The organism is Aurantimonas sp. DM33-3, assembly GCF_014334315.1.
Lineage (GTDB): Bacteria > Pseudomonadota > Alphaproteobacteria > Rhizobiales > Rhizobiaceae > Aurantimonas > Aurantimonas coralicida.
Genome location: NZ_JACSGS010000001.1, coordinates 426,538 through 441,985 on the forward strand (window position 1 = coordinate 426,538; position 15,448 = coordinate 441,985).

Genomic DNA, 15,448 nt, shown 5'->3' on the forward strand with positions numbered 1-15,448 from the left:
TCCTCAGACTTCCGATGCCGGATGGGGCGCGTCCGCCGGCGTTTCCGCGATCTCGCGCCAGGCCGGCATGAGAATGCGGAAGCTCGTATGCCCTTCGTGGGACTCGCACTCGATGACGCCGCCATGGTCGCCGACGATCTTGGCGACGAGGGCAAGGCCCAGGCCCGAGCCGCTCGGCTTGGTGGTCACGAAGGGGTCGAAGATGTGCTCGCGGATGTCGTCGGGGATGCCCGCGCCATTGTCCTCGACGGTGAATTCCAGCGGCAGCGTCACGCGATCGCGGGTGCCCGGAACCGACAGGCGCACGCCCGGCTTGAAGGCGGTGATCAGCCGGATTTCGCCGCCCTCGCGGTCGCCTACCGCTTCGGCGGCGTTCTTCACGAGGTTCAGGAAGATCTGCACCAGCTGGTCGCGATTGGCGAAGACCGGCGGCAGCGATGGATCGTAGAGCTCGATGATCTTGATCTTCCGGGCAACGCCCGAACGCGCCAGCGTCTTCACATGTTCGAGGACCGAATGGATGTTCACGGCCGAGCGCTCGATCGGCCGCTGGTCCGAGAACACTTCCATCCGGTCGACGAGCTTGACGATCCGGTCGCTCTCTTCCTGGATCAGCCGCGTCAGGCTGCGATCCTCGTCGCTGGCCGAGGTCGCCAGCAACTGCGCCGCGCCCTTGATCCCCGACAGCGGATTGCGGATCTCGTGCGCCAGCATCGCGGCAAGACCCGTGACCGAGCGCGCCGCCGAGCGATGGGTCAGCTGGCGATCCATCTTCTCGGCGATCGAGCGCAGCTGGATCATCACCACCACGAGATCGGGATCGTCGGGCAGGTTCGAGACGTAGAGATCGACCAGCCGTTCACCGCCGAGCCGCGGCGACGACACGTCCACCCGGTACTCGCTGATCCGCCCCTGCTGCTCGCGGACCTGGTCGATCAGCGCGAAGAGCGGGCTGTCGGCCGGCACGAAATCCTGCAAACGCCGCTTGGCGAGATAGGACATGCCGGCGGAGAAGAACTGCTCCGCATCGGAATTGGCGAAGCGGAACCGGCCGCTTCTGTCGATGACCACCACCGGGTGCGGCAGGGCGTTGAGAATGCGTGTCTGTGTCGCCGCCAGATCCATGGGGGCCGCTTCATCGTTCATGGTTCAGGCTGCTTCCTGCATGGCGGAGGGCGCGAGGCTCGGCTCGACGTCCAGAAGGCGGGTCTCGGCGAAAAGGCGGCGCAGAACGCTCAGCACGGCCTGCGGGTCCTGGCCGGCCATGACCGCCATCCGGTCGGCTTCCGGCACGGGACCGGCAGCGGCAATGAAGCGGTCGAGATACCAGCCCAGATGCTTGCGGGCATGGCGCACGCCGACCCGCGCGCCGTAGTGATCGAGCATCTCCGCATAGTGCTCTGCCACGAGGTCGCCAAGCGACAAGCGGGCCAACTCGTCCGCCCCGATCGCATCGGCCATCAGGCCCGGCAGCCACGGACGCCCCTGCGACCCGCGGCCGACCATCACCGCATCGGCCCCGCTCTGAGCGAGCATCGCCGCGATCTGTTCAGGCGAAACGAGATCGCCATTGGCGACCAGCGGCACCGACACGGCGGCCCGGACGGCGGCAATGGCGGGCCAGTCCGCCTGGCCTTCGTAGAAGTCGCTGCGCGTGCGTCCGTGCACCGTGATCATGGCGACCCCGGCCGCCTCGGCTGCGGCCGCCAGTTCCGGCGCATTGATCGACTCACGGTCCCAACCGAGCCGCATCTTCAGGGTCACCGGCACGTTGCCGGCCCCGGCCACGGTCGCCTCGACGATCCGCAGGGCGAGGTCCGGCTCGCGCATCAGCGCCGAACCCGACAGCCCGCCCACCACCTTCTTGGCGGGGCAGCCCATGTTGATGTCGATGATATCCGTGCCGTTGTCGGCCAGTTGCGCGGCGGCGCGCTGCATCCAGGCCGGATCGCGCCCGGCGAGCTGTACGACATGCAGTCCCGGCCCGTCGCGCATGGCCCGCAGCGCGCTCTCGTCGCAGCCTTTGACGAACTCGCCGCTGGCGACCATCTCCGACACCACCATGCCGGCGCCGAAGCGCCGCGCCAGCCGCCGGAACGGCACATCGGAGATTCCCGACAGCGGCGCGAGGAACACGCGGTTCGCCAGCCTGTGGCCACCGACATGCAGCGGCATCCGGACGTAGGGCTGGGCCGGACCGGAATCGCCCAATGTTTGGGCGTCTACTGAATGTGTCGTTTCTTTCGCCATTTGGCTGTAACTTATCCGGGCATGCACAAAAGACAAGCACGTGCCTTGCATAGCTGCTTCCCTCTATGGTTCACGCGGGCGAGGCAAATGTGACGGGGATCGAACGATGAAGCGGAGCGTGGCTGCGGTCATCGTGGCGGCCGGACGCGGCGAACGCGCGGGCCAGTCGGTGGAAGGCCCCAAGCAGTACCGTTCGCTGGCCTCACAGGCGGTGATCGCGCATACCGTCCGCGTCTTTCTCGACCATCCCGGCATCGACCGCATCGTGATCGTCATCCACAGGGAGGATCGCGCGCTGCTCGCCGCAGCCCTCGAAACCACCCTCAACCGCGTCCAAGTCACCATCGGTGGCGCGACTCGCCAGGAATCGGTGCGCCGCGGTCTGACCGCGCTGGCGGACCCTGCCCCCGCTGTGGTGCTGATTCACGACGCCGTCCGGCCCTTCGTCGACGCCGGTCTGATCGACCGCACGCTTGCTGCCATTGGCGAGACCGAAGGAGCCATCCCGGCCATCGCCGTCCCCGACACGCTGAAGAAGGCGGACCCCGACGGGCAGATCGCCGCCACGGTCGACCGGCGCGACCTGTATGCGGCGCAGACGCCGCAGGGTTTTCCCTTCGCGGCCATCTGTGCGGCTCATGAGGCCGCCGCCGCATCCGGGCGCGACGATTTCACCGACGACGCCTCCATTGCCGAATGGGCTGGCCTTCCCGTTCGTCTCGTCGAAGGGCTGGCGGAAAACGTGAAACTGACGACGGCCCGTGATATCGCGCTGGCCGACGAACGGATGCGGGGAATACGGTCGATGATCGATGTCAGGACAGGCAATGGCTACGACGTGCACCGCCTCGTCGCTGGCGACCACGTCACCCTCTGCGGGATCGCCATTCCGCACGACCAGGCACTGGACGGCCATTCCGACGCCGATGTCGGCCTGCATGCTTTGACGGACGCCTTGCTGGCGACCTGCGGCGCGGGCGACATCGGCGACCACTTCCCCCCCAGCGATCCGCAATGGCGAGGCGCGCCGTCGCGCATCTTCGTCGAGAAGGCGGTCGAGATCGTCCGGGCCAAGGGCGGCCGGATCATGAATGCGGATATATCGTTGATCTGCGAGGCGCCGAAGATCGCCCCGCATCGCGCCGCCATGTGCGCGGCGATCGCCGCGATGACCGGGCTCGACGCAGAGCGGGTCTCGGTGAAGGCCACGACCAACGAGACCATCGGCTTCGTCGGCCGGCGCGAGGGCATCGCCGCGATTGCGACGGCCAGCGTGTCCTATGGAGAGGCCCGGTGAGCGCCGATCCGGCGGTGATCGCGGCCAGGGCACGCGGCGTCATCGAGGCCTATGCGAAGGTCGGCCTGACCATTGCGACGGCCGAATCCTGCACGGGCGGACTGATTGCAGCCGCCCTCACCGACATTGCCGGCTCGTCCGCCGTGCTCGACCGCGGCTATGTCACCTATTCCAACGCCGCGAAAATCGAGATGATCGGCGTCGATGCCGCGACCCTGGCAGAACACGGGGCGGTCTCCGAACCGGTCGCGCGCGAGATGGCCGAGGGCGCCCGCCGTGCCTCCGGCGCGAGCGTCACCGTCTCTGTCACCGGGATCGCCGGCCCTGACGGCGGCTCTGCCGAAAAGCCGGTGGGCCTCGTGCACTTCGCCTGCGCCAGCCCGGCGGCCACCCGCCATCGGGAATGCCGCTTCGGCCCGCTCGATCGGGCGGACATCAGGAGCGCCAGCGTCGGTGTCGCGCTGGACATGCTGCTCGATGCCCTCGCGGATCAACCGGCGCTCTGAGCGCTCCGGGCGCCGTCGCCATAGATGACGTCCGCGCGCGCCTCGAAGGCCTCGGCAAAGCGCCGGAAGGCGTAGTCGAACATCGAGCCCATCAACAGTCCCAGCGTGCGGCTCTTGAACTCGTATTCGATGTCGAACTTGACGTCGCAGGCATCCTCGCCGACCGGCACGAAATCCCAGCGATTGTCGAGATAGCGGAACGGGCCCTCGACATATTTCACGTCGATGCGGCGCTCGTCCGGCTTCAGCAGCACCTGCGTCGAGAAGGTCTCGCGGACCATCTTGTAGGCGACGGTCATGTCGGCCACCAGCAGCGTCTTGCCGTCACGTTCGCGTCGCGAGCGCACGTTGAGCTGCTGGCAGAGCGGCAGGAATTCCGGATATTTCTCCACGTCGGCGACGAGCGCGAACATCTCGTCGGCGGAGTGGTGCACGCGCCGGGTGGTCTGGAAATGAGCCATGATCGTCGCTGTCAGGCGGCCGCGCGACGGGCGAGACGCGCCGCCTTCAGCCGTTCGAAATCCTCGCCGGCGTGATGCGACGAACGGGTCAGCGGGCTGGCCGACACGACCAGGAAGCCCTTCGATAGGGCCACAGTCTCGAAGGACTTAAACTCCTCCGGCGTGACGAAGCGCATCACCGCATGGTGCTTCTTGGTCGGCTGCAGGTACTGGCCGATGGTCAGGAAGTCGACATCGGCCGAGCGCAGATCGTCCATGAGCTGCAACACCTCGTTCCGCTCCTCGCCGAGGCCGACCATGATGCCGGACTTGGTGAAGATCGTCGGGTCGAGCTCCTTCACCCGCTGCAGCAGCCGGATGGAGTGGAAGTATCGGGCGCCCGGGCGCACCGTCAGGTACTTCGACGGCACGGTTTCCATATTGTGGTTGAAGACGTCCGGCCGGGCCGCGACCACGGCCTCGAGCGCGCCTGGCTTGCGCAGGAAGTCCGGCGTCAGGATCTCGATGGTGGTGCCGGGCGCCGCGGCGCGGATCGCGCGGATCGTCTCGACGAAATGCTGGGCGCCGCCATCGGCCAGATCGTCGCGATCGACCGAGGTGATGACGACATGGTTCAGCCCCATGGCCGCGACGGCTCGGCCGACGCTCTCCGGCTCGCTCTCGTCGAGCGGCTTCGGCATGCCGGTCGCCACGTTGCAGAAGGCGCAGGCGCGGGTGCAGATCCCGCCCATGATCATGAAGGTCGCGTGCTTCTTCTCCCAGCAGCCGCCGATATTGGGGCAGCCGGCCTCTTCGCACACGGTGATGAGGTTGTTGGACCGCGCGATCTCGCGCGTTTCCTGGTAGCCCTTCGAGACCGGCGCCTTGACGCGCAACCAGTCCGGTTTGCGCAGGGTCGTCGCCTGATCCGGACGATGGGCTTTTTCGGGATGCCGCGGTCGAGGCTTGGCCTCGACCGCAAGGCGGTTATCGAGCACGGTGACCATGGGCCTCAATTAAGCTCCCGGGCGCCCCGGTGCAATCCACCGCGGCGCAGTCATTCGTGCGGGACCGGTGACTAGCGCCGGAACAGACGCACGATGAAGATCAGCAGGCAGGCGCCCACGAATCCGACGATCAGATATTCCCAGGAGAAGGAAGCGCTCGCACCGGAGCCCAGCCCTGTCAGACGCAGGATGAGGCTCAGCACGATGGCGCCAACCACGCCGAGGATGATGTTCATAAGAACGCCCATGTCGCTCTTCATGACTTTTTCTGCCAGCCAACCTGCAATGCCGCCAACGATAATGGCTGCGAGAAAACTACCGATCATTCCTGAGACTCCTTGTCGCGTTTGACTTCTCGGACGGTAGCTAGCGCGGGCGAAAACGAGGCAAGAGGGCAGCGGGCGGAATCTACATGTGGATGACGCGGCCATAGGCGTCGAGAACGCTCTCATGCATCATTTCCGACAGGGTCGGATGCGGGAAGACCGTGTGCATGAGCTCTTCCTCGGTGGTCTCCAGCCCCATGGCGATGACAAAACCCTGGATCAGTTCGGTGACCTCCGCGCCGACCATGTGGGCGCCGAGCAGTTCGCCGGTCTTGGCGTCGAAGACGGTCTTGACCAGCCCCTCCGGCTCGCCGAGCGCGATCGCCTTGCCGTTGCCCTTGAAGTTGAACCGGCCGACCTTGACCGCGTGCCCGGCTTCCTTGGCCTTTGCTTCGGTCAGGCCGACACTGGCGACCTGCGGCTGGCAATAGGTGCAGCCGGGAATCTCGGTCTTCTTCATCGGGTGGACGTCGAGACCCTTGATCTTCTCGACGCAGATCGTGCCTTCATGCTCGGCCTTGTGCGCCAGCATCGGCGGGCCGGCGACGTCGCCGATGGCGTAGACGCCCTCGACATTCGTCTTGCCGTAGCCGTCGATCTTGACGATGCCGCGCTCGATGGCGACGCCGACATCCTCGAGGCCCAGCCCTTCGGTGTTGCCCTGCACGCCCACGGCTGAGATCAGCCGTTCGGCCTTCAGGACCTGCGACTTGCCGTCCTTGGTCTCGACGGTGACGGAGACGCCGTCGCCGCCCTTCTCGACCTTCGCCACCTTGGCGTCGGTGAGGATCTTCAGGCCCTGCTTCTCGAACTGCTTGCGGGCGACGGCGGCAATCTCGGCATCCTCGACCGGCATGATCTGCGGCAAGAGCTCGACCACCGTCACATCGGCGCCCATGGTGCGGTAGAAGGAGGCGAACTCGATGCCGATGGCGCCGGAGCCCATGACGATGAGGCTCTTGGGCATCGCCTTCGGCTTCATCGCCTCGAAATAGGTCCAGATCCGGTCGCCGTCCGGCTCGATCCCCGGCAGCACTCGCGGGCGGGCGCCGGTGGCGACGATCACATGCTTGGCCTTGTAGCTGCCCTCGCCGAGAACGCCCTTAGGAACCGGGTTCTGCGGCTCGACAACGGGCTTCTTCATCTTGCCGACCGAGACCTCTACCGGGCCGCCCTTGCCGGCCTTGGTGATCTTCGCCTCACCCCAGATGACGTCGATCTTGTTCTTCTTCATCAGGTAGCCGACGCCGCCGTTCAGCTGCGCCGAGACGCCGCGCGAACGCTTCACCACCGCTTCCATGTCGAAGTCCGGTTTGGCGATCTTCAGGCCGTAGGCCGTCGCATTCTCGGCATAGTGGAAGATCTCGGCCGAGCGCAGCAGCGCCTTGGTCGGGATGCAGCCCCAGTTGAGGCAGATGCCGCCGAGATGCTCGCGTTCCACGACGGCGGTCTTGAAACCGAGTTGGGCGGCGCGGATCGCCGCGACATAGCCGCCGGGGCCGCCGCCGATGATGAGGATGTCGTAGGTGTCAGCCATGGGTGGTCTCCTGGGACGCCGGAACTTCGTGGGCCGGGTGTGCGGGCGCAAACCGTGCGTCACCAGGCCGGATGGGTGCGGCCGCCGCTGCCCTGCGCCGAAAGCGAGGCAGCGGCGGCCGGCTCATGCCGTCTCGTCGAGCAATGCCTTGACCGGCGCGATCAGCGCCTCGCCGAGCGCGCGGGTATGCTCGGCCGACAGATGGATGCCGTCGAGCGGCGTCGTTTCGCAGACCTCGGACGCGTCGAACATGGCGCATCCATATTCCTCCGCGACCTTCGTGCAGGCCGAACGGAAATGCTGGGATTCCTCGAGCGCATGCCCGAACAGCAGCGTGAAGTCCGGCTCCGTGGTCGCGCAGAACATCGGCGGCGCGACGATCAGGATCTTCGGTGCGTCATAGCCCCGCTGGTACGGGAAGGTCAGGATGATCTCGACCAGCCGCTCCATGCCCTGACGCGACTCGAAAACCCGGCCGCCGCCGGTGTGCCGCTTCAGATCGTTGGTGCCCAGCATCAGGACGACGAGGTCGAGCGGCTGATGCGCGCCCAGCGCCGTCGGCAGCGTCTTCACCCCGTTGCGCTCGGCCATCACCATCTGGTCGTCGAAGACGGTGGTCCGCCCGTTCAGCGCGTCGGTGATCACCACCACGTCCTCGCCCAGCGCCCTGGCCAGGACGTTCGGCCAGCGGCTGTCGTAATCATGGCGCAGCCCGGTCTCGGGGTTGTAGCCCCAGGTCAGCGAGTCGCCGTAGCACAGGACGGTTTTCATCGCCCCGCCCTAGACCAGCATCGACATCGGGTTTTCGATCAGCTGCTTGAAGGCCACCGCCAGTTCGGCGCCCAGCGCGCCGTCCACGGCCCGGTGGTCGGTCGACAGGGTCACGCTCATCATGGTGGCGACGGTCACGGCGCCGTTCTTGACCACCGCGCGCTGCTCGCCCGCGCCGACCGCCAGGATCGTCGCATGGGGCGGATTGATCACCGCGGCGAAGTCCTTGATGCCGAACATGCCGAGATTGGAGACGGCTGTGGTGCCGCCCTGATATTCCTCGGGCTTCAGCTTGCGGGCCCGGGCGCGCTTGGCGAGGTCCTTCATCTCGTTGGAGATCGCCGACAGGGTCTTCTCCTCGGCGCGCCGGATGATCGGGGTGATCAGGCCGCCCTCGATCGACACCGCCACGCCGACATCGGCGTGCTTGTGCTGCAGCATGGCCGATTCGGTCCAGGACACGTTGGCCGTCGGCACCGCCTTCAGCGCCAGCGCCATCGCCTTGATGATCATGTCGTTGACCGACAGCTTGTAGGCCGGCTTGTCGCCCGCATCGGTCTTGATCATCGGCGCCGCCTCGTTGAGCTGCTTGCGCAGTGCCAGGAGTGCGTCGAGCTCGCAATCGAGCGTCAGGTAGAAGTGCGGGACCGTGGACTTGGCCTCGACCAGGCGCTTGGCGATGGTCTTGCGCATGCCGTCATGCGGGATCTTTTCATAGGAGCCCTCTTCGAACAGCTTGAGAACGGCCTCGTCGCTGGTGCCCTTGGCGACAGGCGCCGCTGCCGGGGCCGGCGCGGCCTCGCTCCTGGCAGCCGGCGCATCGGCAACCTTGCGGGCGCTGCCCGATGCCTTCGCGCTCTCGATGTCGGCCTTGACGATCCTACCGTGCGGACCGGAGCCCTGCACCGCGCCGAGATCGAGCCCGGCATCCTTGGCAAGCCGGCGTGCCAGCGGCGACGCGAAGACGCGATCGCCCGACCCGCCCTGCCCGGACGACGCGCTCTTGGCATCGGCCGCCGGACGGCTGTCGCCACGCTTTTCGGCATCCTTCGCGTCGGCTTCCGAACCGGTCACGGCCGCGTCGGCCTTTGGATCGGCGACCATCGCGCCGCCCTTGTCGTCCGCCCCCTCAGCCGAACCGCCGCCCTTGGCCGCATCCTCGACGCTCTCGCCGTCGGCGGCCAGAATGGCGATGACGGCGTTGACCTTCACGCCTTCGGTACCGGCGGGGACGACGATCTTGGCAATTTTGCCCTCGTCGACGGCCTCGACTTCCATGGTCGCCTTGTCGGTCTCGATCTCGGCGATGATGTCACCGGCCGAAACCGTGTCGCCCTCGGCCACCAGCCACTTGGCGAGGTTGCCCTCCTCCATCGTCGGCGAGAGCGCGGGCATCGTCACATTGATGGGCATCCGGAACGTCTCCTCAATGGCCCTTGCGCCGGGCATCATGTTCGTGTGCGTGGTCGGTCAGCCTGGACAGGTGATGCGACCAGCCATTCCTGTGGTCGAGCAGCAGGGCCGCGCGATCCGCTTCGGGCGCAGCCTGCCAGCCCTGATGTTCGATCGTCACCCGCGTGCCGTCCACCACCGGCTCCAGCGACACCGACACGACGGTGTCGAAGCCCCAGTCCGCGTCGGCCCAGACCATCACCAGTCCGTGCGGCGGGTGGTAGGCGGTGACTTCGGCCCGGGTCAGATGCTCGACGCCGTTGGCATCCGTCCACGGCTCCAGCAGATGGCCGCCAAGCCGCGGCTCGAACTCCACGGTCTCGCGCCACCAGCTCCTGAAACAGGCGGGTTCGGTCAGGCACTCCCAGACGGCTGCCGGCGACGCGTCGATATCCTGAACCAGGACAAGGCCCGCATCGTCGCCTGCCGCACCGGGATGAGCCGTACCGCTCGCCATGGCATCAGTCCCGATAGGTCACGGCCTTGACCGCATCGATCACGTCCTTGACCGACGGCAGCGCCAGCTTCTCGAGATTGGCCGCATAGGGCATCGGCACGTCCTTGCCGCAGACCTTGAGCACCGGCGCGTCGAGATGGTCGAAGGCGCGGACCATCAGTTCGGAGGCGATATGCTCGCCGACCGAACCCTGCGGCCAGCCTTCCTCGACGGTGACGCAGCGATTGGTCTTCTTGACCGACCGCACGACGCTGTCGATGTCCATCGGACGGATCGTGCGCAGGTCGATGACCTCCGCGTCGATTCCCTCGGCCGCCAGTTCCTCGGCCGCCTTGACCGCATAGGTCATGCCGATGCCGAAGGAGACGATCGTGACGTCCTTGCCCTTGCGGTGGATGCGGGCCTTGCCGATCGGCACGGTCCAGTCGTCGATCGCCGGAACGTCGAAGCTCTGGCCGTAGAGGATCTCGTTTTCGAGGAAGATGACCGGGTTCGGGTCACGGATCGCCGACTTCAGCAGGCCCTTGGCGTCGGCCGCCGTATAGGGCTGCACCACCTTCAGACCCGGAATGTGGCTGTACCACGCCGCGTAGTCCTGGCTGTGCTGGGCCGCGACGCGCGCCGCGGCGCCGTTCGGACCGCGGAACACGATCGGGCAGCCCATCTGGCCGCCGGCCATGTACAAGGTCTTGGCCGCCGAATTGATGATCTGGTCAATCGCCTGCATGGCGAAGTTGAAGGTCATGAACTCGACGATCGGCTTCAGGCCACCGAAGGCCGCGCCGACGCCCAGACCGGCAAAGCCGTGCTCGGTGATCGGCGTATCGACAATGCGGCGGGCACCGAATTCGGCCAGCAAGCCCTGGGTGATCTTGTAGGCGCCCTCGTACTCGGCGACTTCCTCGCCCATGACGAAGACGTCGTCGTCACGGCGCAGTTCCTCGGCCATGGCGCTGCGCAGCGCCTCGCGGACCGTGGTCGACACCATCTCGGTGCCCTCGGGGATCTCCTGGCCGAACGCGCCGACCTCGTCCTCGGGCTCGGGGTGAACCTTGCCCTCGGCGGGCACCCGGCGCGCCTCCATGTCACCGCCCGAAGACGCGGACGTCTCGGCAGCAGCCGGCGCCTCGTCGCTCTTCGCCGGCTCTTCAGGCGCGGACTTCGCCGCGGTCGCGGCACCGTCTTCCAGCGCGCTTTCGTCCTCGCCCTCGGCCAGCAGCAGGGCGATCGGGGCGTTCACCCGCACGCCTTCGGTGCCGGCCGGGACCAGGATCTTGCCCAGCGTGCCTTCCTCGACGGCTTCGACTTCCATCGTCGCCTTGTCTGTCTCGATCTCGGCGATCACGTCACCGGGCGATACGGTGTCGCCTTCCTGCTTGATCCACTTGGAGAGGTTGCCCTCCTCCATGGTCGGGGACAGGGCGGGCATCAGGATTTGAATCGGCATGGTCGCTTCCCCTACTCGGCCGCCTGCGGAAGCACGTCCGCATAGATGTCGGTCCACAGCTCGGAGACGTCCGGCTCGGGATCATTCTGGGCGAAATCAGCCGAGTCGGCGACGATCTCGCGGACCTTCTTGTCGATGTCCTTGACGTCGTCCTCGGACATGCCCTGCTCTTCCATGAGCCGGCGCTTGACCTGTTCGATCGGGTCGGATTCCGACCGCATCTTCTGGACCTCGTCGCGGCTGCGATACTTGGCCGGATCGGACATGGAATGGCCGCGATAGCGATAGGTCATCATCTCGAGGATGATCGGCCCCTCGCCCGAGCGGCAATGCTCGGCGGCCAGATCGCCGGCGGCCTTGACCGCCCGCACATCCATGCCGTCGACCTGGATGCCCGGAATCTTGAACGACAGGCCGCGATGGGCGAAATTCGTCTCCGCCGAAGCCCGGTTCACCGAGGTGCCCATGGCATAGCGGTTGTTCTCGATCACGTAGACGACGGGCAGCTTCCACAGCGAGGCCATGTTGAAGCTCTCATAGACCTGGCCCTGGTTGGCCGCGCCGTCACCGAAATAGGTGATCGAGATCGAATCATTGCCCTTGTAGCGATTGGAGAAGGCGAGGCCGGTGCCGATCGGCACCTGCGCGCCGACGATGCCGTGCCCGCCGAAGAATTTCTTCTCCTTCGAGAACATGTGCATCGAGCCGCCCTTGCCCTTGGAATAGCCCGAGCGGCGGCCGGTCAGCTCGGCCATCACGCCGCGCGCTTCCATGCCGGTGGCCAGCATGTGACCGTGGTCGCGATAGCCGGTGACGACCTCGTCGCCTTCCTTCATCGCCATCTGCATGCCGACGACGACCGCTTCCTGGCCGATATAGAGGTGGCAGAAGCCGCCGATGAAGCCCATGCCGTAAAGCTGGCCGGCCTTTTCCTCGAAGCGGCGGATGAGGAGCATGTCGCGATAGGCGCGAATCTCCTCGTCCTTGGAAAAGGTTGCGGGCGCGGGCGCGTCGAAATGCTCGAGCGTCTTGACGATCTCCGCGGACGAATCCGCCGTGGAAACCGCGCCGTCGCCCGAGGGGCCTGCGGCCTTCTTGGATGCGGGTGTCTTGCTCTGCCTGGCCGCCAATGCTGCCTCCGGGTCTTGATCCGCCAATTCGCGGCTACAATTCACCCCGAGTATAGATGCTCCGCACCGCCCATCAAGCGACACTGCGCGCTTTAATCGGATTCCGGTTTACATGCTGCAACGCAGCAAATTCAACCGAGATTACGTTTAAGTCTATGATGGGTCGTTTTCGTGCGCGCAGGCGCTGGTTTGGCAGGCGAATTCGGGTCGGAATACACCGTTCGGCGGCACTGCCGCCGATCAAACCCGCCATCACTGTGCAGGTGCAATATCGGCTGGCGTCCGGACTATCGCAGGATGACGATCTCTTCGGGCGTCGTCACGTTGAGCGCGCGCCGCGCCCGCTCGTCGATCATGTCGCGTTCCAGCGTCCCGTCATGCAGCAGCTGCACCCGGCGTTCGAGACGTTCGCGGCGGTTCTCGAGTTCGTCGAGACGCGCGCTCTTCACCGCGAGGTCGCGTGTCAGTTCGGCCTTCGCCTCGATGCCGTATTTGCCGCTATGGGCGTGGATCGCGAAATAGGCGAGGAAGCTGACGGTGATCGCCGGCACGATGAGGCCGCCGATCCGGCTTTGACGTTTCTGGATGGTGCGCATCGGGCCCTCCTTTTCCCGACCCTTCGCATGTTCCGCTTAAGGCCGCGTAAACCACGGCACGCGCGGTGCAATCTGCGCTGCCGGCGCGGAATCGACGCCGGCATGGACTGGCGATCTTCCGCAATCGCGCGGCGGCGCTAGATGAGCCGCACCGGCGCCCATCCGCCGCGACCCTACCGAGGATACATGCATGGCTCACGAAGAGGACGACCCGAAGGCACGCCGCCACCAGGAAGAAGAGGAGGCGATGCGCCGGGCCGATCCGGAGGATTCGCTCGACAACGCGCCGTCCGAGGGCGAGACCCTGTCGGACTTCTTCGCCTTCGAGGAAATCTTCGCGCGGGTGCTGTCCACCGCCGATGACGAACTCGATGCCAACAACCGCTATCTCTTCTGGAGCGGGATCGGCGCCGGCGGCGCTCTCGGCCTGACCTTCCTCGCCCGCGTTGTGTTCACAGAGGCCGCCGGCGAGGCGACACCCGGCCTCCTGGGCAATCTGCTCTACCCGGTCGGCTTCCTGATCATCGTCCTCGGCCGCTACCAGCTCTTCACCGAGAACACGCTGACGCCGGTCGTCCTGGTCCTGACCAAGCTCGCCAGCCTGCGCAACCTCCTGCGCCTGTGGGCTGTGGTGCTGGTCGCCAACATGATCGGCGCCGTCGGTGCCGCCGGCCTCCTCGCCTATTTCGACGTGATGACGCCGGAGCGGCTGGAAAGAGCCCTGGAGATGGGCCACGAGGCCTATGAGACCGGCTGGTTCTCACTGTTTTCCAAGGGCGTCATCGCCGGCTGGATCGTTGCGGCCATGGTCTGGCTGGTCCATGGCGGCCGCGACACGGTGTCGAAGATCCTGTTCGTCTGGCTGTTGATGTATTTCGTCGGCGTTGGCGGCTTCTTCCACGTCATCACCTCGTCGGTGGAGGTGTTCTTCCTCAGCTTCCGGCTGGAGGAGGTGGCGTTCCTGCCGCTGTTCCCGATGTTCGTTTTGCCGGTCCTGCTCGGCAACACCATCGGCGGCGTCACCTTCGTGGCCGTCCTGAACTATTCCCAGTTCGCCGCCCACGAGGATTCGGCGCTGTTCGAGCGTTACGGCGAGCGCCTGTCCTGGCGCGAATGGATGCTGGGCGCCAAGGGACGGCCGCCCGGCGAGCGTCCCAAGGTGAGCTGACGCAAGGGGCGGTGACCCGCTGTTCACCGCCCGGCTCTGTCGTCGCGGGCGCTCGGTCCCATGTTGGGGACAATGGCCGTCCCGCGGCGGCATCACCGAACGCGAAGATGACATGGATGAACAGACATCGGCGAAAGCCGTCCATGATGCCGGCAAGCGCCGGCATTCGAATGACGTCACCGAACAGCGGATCGAGAAGGAAGGCTCCACCCTCACCGAGGGCGAACTGCACCAGATCGACGACCGGCTGAAGCTGCGTCCGCTGGCGGTCTACGAGATCGTCCGCCAGGAGGGCGAGGATGAACTGACCCGGCCGACCGCCAGCCTCTGGTGGTCGGGCCTTGCGGCGGGGCTGTCGATCGGCTTTTCGGTCTACACCATGGCAGCGCTCAGGGCGTATCTGCCCGATGCGCCCTGGCGGCCCCTGCTGGAATCCTGGGGCTATACGGTCGGCTTCCTGATCGTCATTCTCGGCCGCCAGCAGCTCTTTACCGAGATCACCCTCAGCGCCACCCTGCCCGTCCTGGCTCGCCGACGCTGGAAAGGCGTCGTGGCCCTGGTGCGGCTGTGGGCGGTGGTTCTGGCCGCCAACATGGTGGGAACCGCGGTGTTCGGCGCCGGCATTGCCTACGATGTCCTCAATGCGCCGGAGATCCGCGAGGCGGCGCTCACCCTTTCCGCCGAGGCGATGGAGCCGGCCTTCCACTACATGCTGCTGCGCGGCATCGCGGCGGGCTGGCTGATGGCGACGGTCGTCTGGCTGCTGCCCTCGGCCGATCGCTCGGGCTTCCTGGTCATCGCGCTCCTGACCTATCTGATCGCCCTCTTCCACCTCGCCCATGTGGTGGCCGGTTCGGTGGAAGCGATGGCGCTGATGTTCGCGGGCCGGATGTCGGTTGAGGACGCGCTTGTCGGTTTCTACCTGCCGGCCCTGCTCGGCAATGTCCTTGGCGGGTCCGCACTGTTCTCGCTGATCAGCTACGGCCAGGTCGTCAACGAACTCGATCAGCGCGGCAACTGACCACCGGACACGACAAAGGGCGCCGGCTTTCGCTGGCGCCCTT

At 66.3% G+C, this 15,448-nt stretch carries 16 protein-coding genes; 4 read left to right on the plus strand and 12 right to left on the minus strand.

Translation table 11 applies throughout. The features are described 5' to 3' along the window. Window positions 1-3: 3 nt before the first annotated feature. Together H9Q09_RS02395 and dusB are read right to left on the minus strand one after the other, a co-directional pair. Complete coding sequence (locus tag H9Q09_RS02395; protein ID WP_187389725.1) at window positions 4-1,146, minus strand: nitrogen regulation protein NR(II); 1,143 nt, start codon at window positions 1,144-1,146, stop codon at window positions 4-6. A gap of 3 nt (window positions 1,147-1,149) precedes the next feature. Next, window positions 1,150-2,175 carry a tRNA dihydrouridine synthase DusB gene (gene dusB / locus H9Q09_RS02400; protein WP_187389799.1) on the minus strand — a complete coding sequence of 342 codons (1,026 nt, stop codon included), beginning with the start codon at window positions 2,173-2,175 and terminating at the stop codon, window positions 1,150-1,152. Window positions 2,176-2,356: 181 nt separating this feature from the next. Between dusB and H9Q09_RS02405 the strand changes: the two genes are divergently transcribed. Continuing rightward, a complete protein-coding gene (locus tag H9Q09_RS02405; protein ID WP_187389726.1) occupies window positions 2,357-3,547 on the plus strand; it encodes a bifunctional 2-C-methyl-D-erythritol 4-phosphate cytidylyltransferase/2-C-methyl-D-erythritol 2,4-cyclodiphosphate synthase in 1,191 nt (396 codons plus the stop codon). A gap of 14 nt (window positions 3,548-3,561) precedes the next feature. Next, window positions 3,562-4,053, plus strand: a complete 492-nt coding sequence (locus H9Q09_RS02410) for a CinA family protein (protein WP_187389800.1) — start codon at window positions 3,562-3,564, stop codon at window positions 4,051-4,053. On the opposite strand, the gene H9Q09_RS02415 is transcribed toward H9Q09_RS02410, so the two are convergent. The 10 genes from H9Q09_RS02415 to H9Q09_RS02460 all read right to left on the minus strand — a co-directional run bounded on the left by H9Q09_RS02415 (window position 4,038) and on the right by H9Q09_RS02460 (window position 13,216). Then, window positions 4,038-4,514 carry a type II toxin-antitoxin system RatA family toxin gene (locus tag H9Q09_RS02415; RefSeq protein WP_187389727.1) on the minus strand — a complete coding sequence of 159 codons (477 nt, stop codon included), beginning with the start codon at window positions 4,512-4,514 and terminating at the stop codon, window positions 4,038-4,040. The two genes, H9Q09_RS02410 and H9Q09_RS02415, sit on opposite strands and share 16 nt — an antisense overlap. Window positions 4,515-4,525: 11 nt before the next feature. Next, the gene (gene lipA / locus H9Q09_RS02420; protein WP_187389728.1) at window positions 4,526-5,500 is read right to left on the minus strand and encodes a lipoyl synthase; all 975 of its coding nucleotides are present in this window, start codon (window positions 5,498-5,500) and stop codon (window positions 4,526-4,528) included. A gap of 71 nt (window positions 5,501-5,571) precedes the next feature. Beyond that, the gene (locus H9Q09_RS02425; RefSeq protein ID WP_024350632.1) at window positions 5,572-5,826 is read right to left on the minus strand and encodes a GlsB/YeaQ/YmgE family stress response membrane protein; all 255 of its coding nucleotides are present in this window, start codon (window positions 5,824-5,826) and stop codon (window positions 5,572-5,574) included. 82 nt (window positions 5,827-5,908) lie between these two features. Beyond that, window positions 5,909-7,363 carry a dihydrolipoyl dehydrogenase gene (gene lpdA, locus H9Q09_RS02430; RefSeq protein ID WP_009209515.1) on the minus strand — a complete coding sequence of 485 codons (1,455 nt, stop codon included), beginning with the start codon at window positions 7,361-7,363 and terminating at the stop codon, window positions 5,909-5,911. A 123-nt stretch (window positions 7,364-7,486) separates the two neighbouring features. Then, window positions 7,487-8,134 (minus strand): SGNH/GDSL hydrolase family protein, encoded by a 648-nt coding sequence (locus tag H9Q09_RS02435; RefSeq protein ID WP_024350630.1) that lies wholly within the window; start codon window positions 8,132-8,134, stop codon window positions 7,487-7,489. Between the two features lie 9 nt (window positions 8,135-8,143). Beyond that, complete coding sequence (locus tag H9Q09_RS02440) at window positions 8,144-9,547, minus strand: pyruvate dehydrogenase complex dihydrolipoamide acetyltransferase (RefSeq protein WP_187389729.1); 1,404 nt, start codon at window positions 9,545-9,547, stop codon at window positions 8,144-8,146. Between the two features lie 13 nt (window positions 9,548-9,560). After that, window positions 9,561-10,043, minus strand: coding sequence for an SRPBCC domain-containing protein (locus tag H9Q09_RS02445; RefSeq protein ID WP_187389730.1), 483 nt, complete (start codon window positions 10,041-10,043; stop codon window positions 9,561-9,563). Window positions 10,044-10,047: 4 nt separating this feature from the next. Continuing rightward, the gene (locus H9Q09_RS02450; protein WP_187389731.1) at window positions 10,048-11,490 is read right to left on the minus strand and encodes a pyruvate dehydrogenase complex E1 component subunit beta; all 1,443 of its coding nucleotides are present in this window, start codon (window positions 11,488-11,490) and stop codon (window positions 10,048-10,050) included. 11 nt (window positions 11,491-11,501) lie between these two features. Next, entirely contained in the window at window positions 11,502-12,527 is a 1,026-nt protein-coding gene (gene pdhA, locus H9Q09_RS02455; RefSeq protein WP_323133104.1) for a pyruvate dehydrogenase (acetyl-transferring) E1 component subunit alpha, read from the minus strand. A 380-nt stretch (window positions 12,528-12,907) separates the two neighbouring features. After that, entirely contained in the window at window positions 12,908-13,216 is a 309-nt protein-coding gene (locus H9Q09_RS02460; protein ID WP_187389733.1) for a septum formation initiator family protein, read from the minus strand. Between the two features lie 190 nt (window positions 13,217-13,406). Here H9Q09_RS02460 and H9Q09_RS02465 point away from each other — a divergent pair, with 190 nt between their 5' ends. Further along, window positions 13,407-14,384 carry a formate/nitrite transporter family protein gene (locus H9Q09_RS02465; protein WP_246715965.1) on the plus strand — a complete coding sequence of 326 codons (978 nt, stop codon included), beginning with the start codon at window positions 13,407-13,409 and terminating at the stop codon, window positions 14,382-14,384. A 112-nt stretch (window positions 14,385-14,496) separates the two neighbouring features. After that, on the plus strand, window positions 14,497-15,405 hold the full coding sequence (locus H9Q09_RS02470) for a formate/nitrite transporter family protein (protein ID WP_187389734.1): 909 nt from the start codon (window positions 14,497-14,499) through the stop codon (window positions 15,403-15,405). Window positions 15,406-15,448 lie beyond the last annotated feature (43 nt).

Excerpts from the sequence above, each read along its gene's own strand:
- H9Q09_RS02450 (WP_187389731.1), bottom strand. The coding sequence starts at position 11,490 with ATGCCGATTCAAATCCTGATGCCCGCCCTGTCCCCGACCATGGAGGAG.
- H9Q09_RS02470 (WP_187389734.1), top strand. The coding sequence starts at position 14,497 with ATGGATGAACAGACATCGGCGAAAGCCGTCCATGATGCCGGCAAGCGC.
- H9Q09_RS02395 (WP_187389725.1), bottom strand. The coding sequence starts at position 1,146 with ATGAACGATGAAGCGGCCCCCATGGATCTGGCGGCGACACAGACACGC.
- H9Q09_RS02465 (WP_246715965.1), top strand. The coding sequence starts at position 13,407 with ATGGCTCACGAAGAGGACGACCCGAAGGCACGCCGCCACCAGGAAGAA.
- H9Q09_RS02415 (WP_187389727.1), bottom strand. The coding sequence starts at position 4,514 with ATGGCTCATTTCCAGACCACCCGGCGCGTGCACCACTCCGCCGACGAG.
- H9Q09_RS02445 (WP_187389730.1), bottom strand. The coding sequence starts at position 10,043 with ATGGCGAGCGGTACGGCTCATCCCGGTGCGGCAGGCGACGATGCGGGC.
- H9Q09_RS02405 (WP_187389726.1), top strand. The coding sequence starts at position 2,357 with ATGAAGCGGAGCGTGGCTGCGGTCATCGTGGCGGCCGGACGCGGCGAA.
- H9Q09_RS02425 (WP_024350632.1), bottom strand. The coding sequence starts at position 5,826 with ATGATCGGTAGTTTTCTCGCAGCCATTATCGTTGGCGGCATTGCAGGT.
- lipA (WP_187389728.1), bottom strand. The coding sequence starts at position 5,500 with ATGGTCACCGTGCTCGATAACCGCCTTGCGGTCGAGGCCAAGCCTCGA.
- H9Q09_RS02435 (WP_024350630.1), bottom strand. The coding sequence starts at position 8,134 with ATGAAAACCGTCCTGTGCTACGGCGACTCGCTGACCTGGGGCTACAAC.
- lpdA (WP_009209515.1), bottom strand. The coding sequence starts at position 7,363 with ATGGCTGACACCTACGACATCCTCATCATCGGCGGCGGCCCCGGCGGC.
- H9Q09_RS02440 (WP_187389729.1), bottom strand. The coding sequence starts at position 9,547 with ATGCCCATCAATGTGACGATGCCCGCGCTCTCGCCGACGATGGAGGAG.
- dusB (WP_187389799.1), bottom strand. The coding sequence starts at position 2,175 with ATGCCGCTGCATGTCGGTGGCCACAGGCTGGCGAACCGCGTGTTCCTC.
- H9Q09_RS02460 (WP_187389733.1), bottom strand. The coding sequence starts at position 13,216 with ATGCGCACCATCCAGAAACGTCAAAGCCGGATCGGCGGCCTCATCGTG.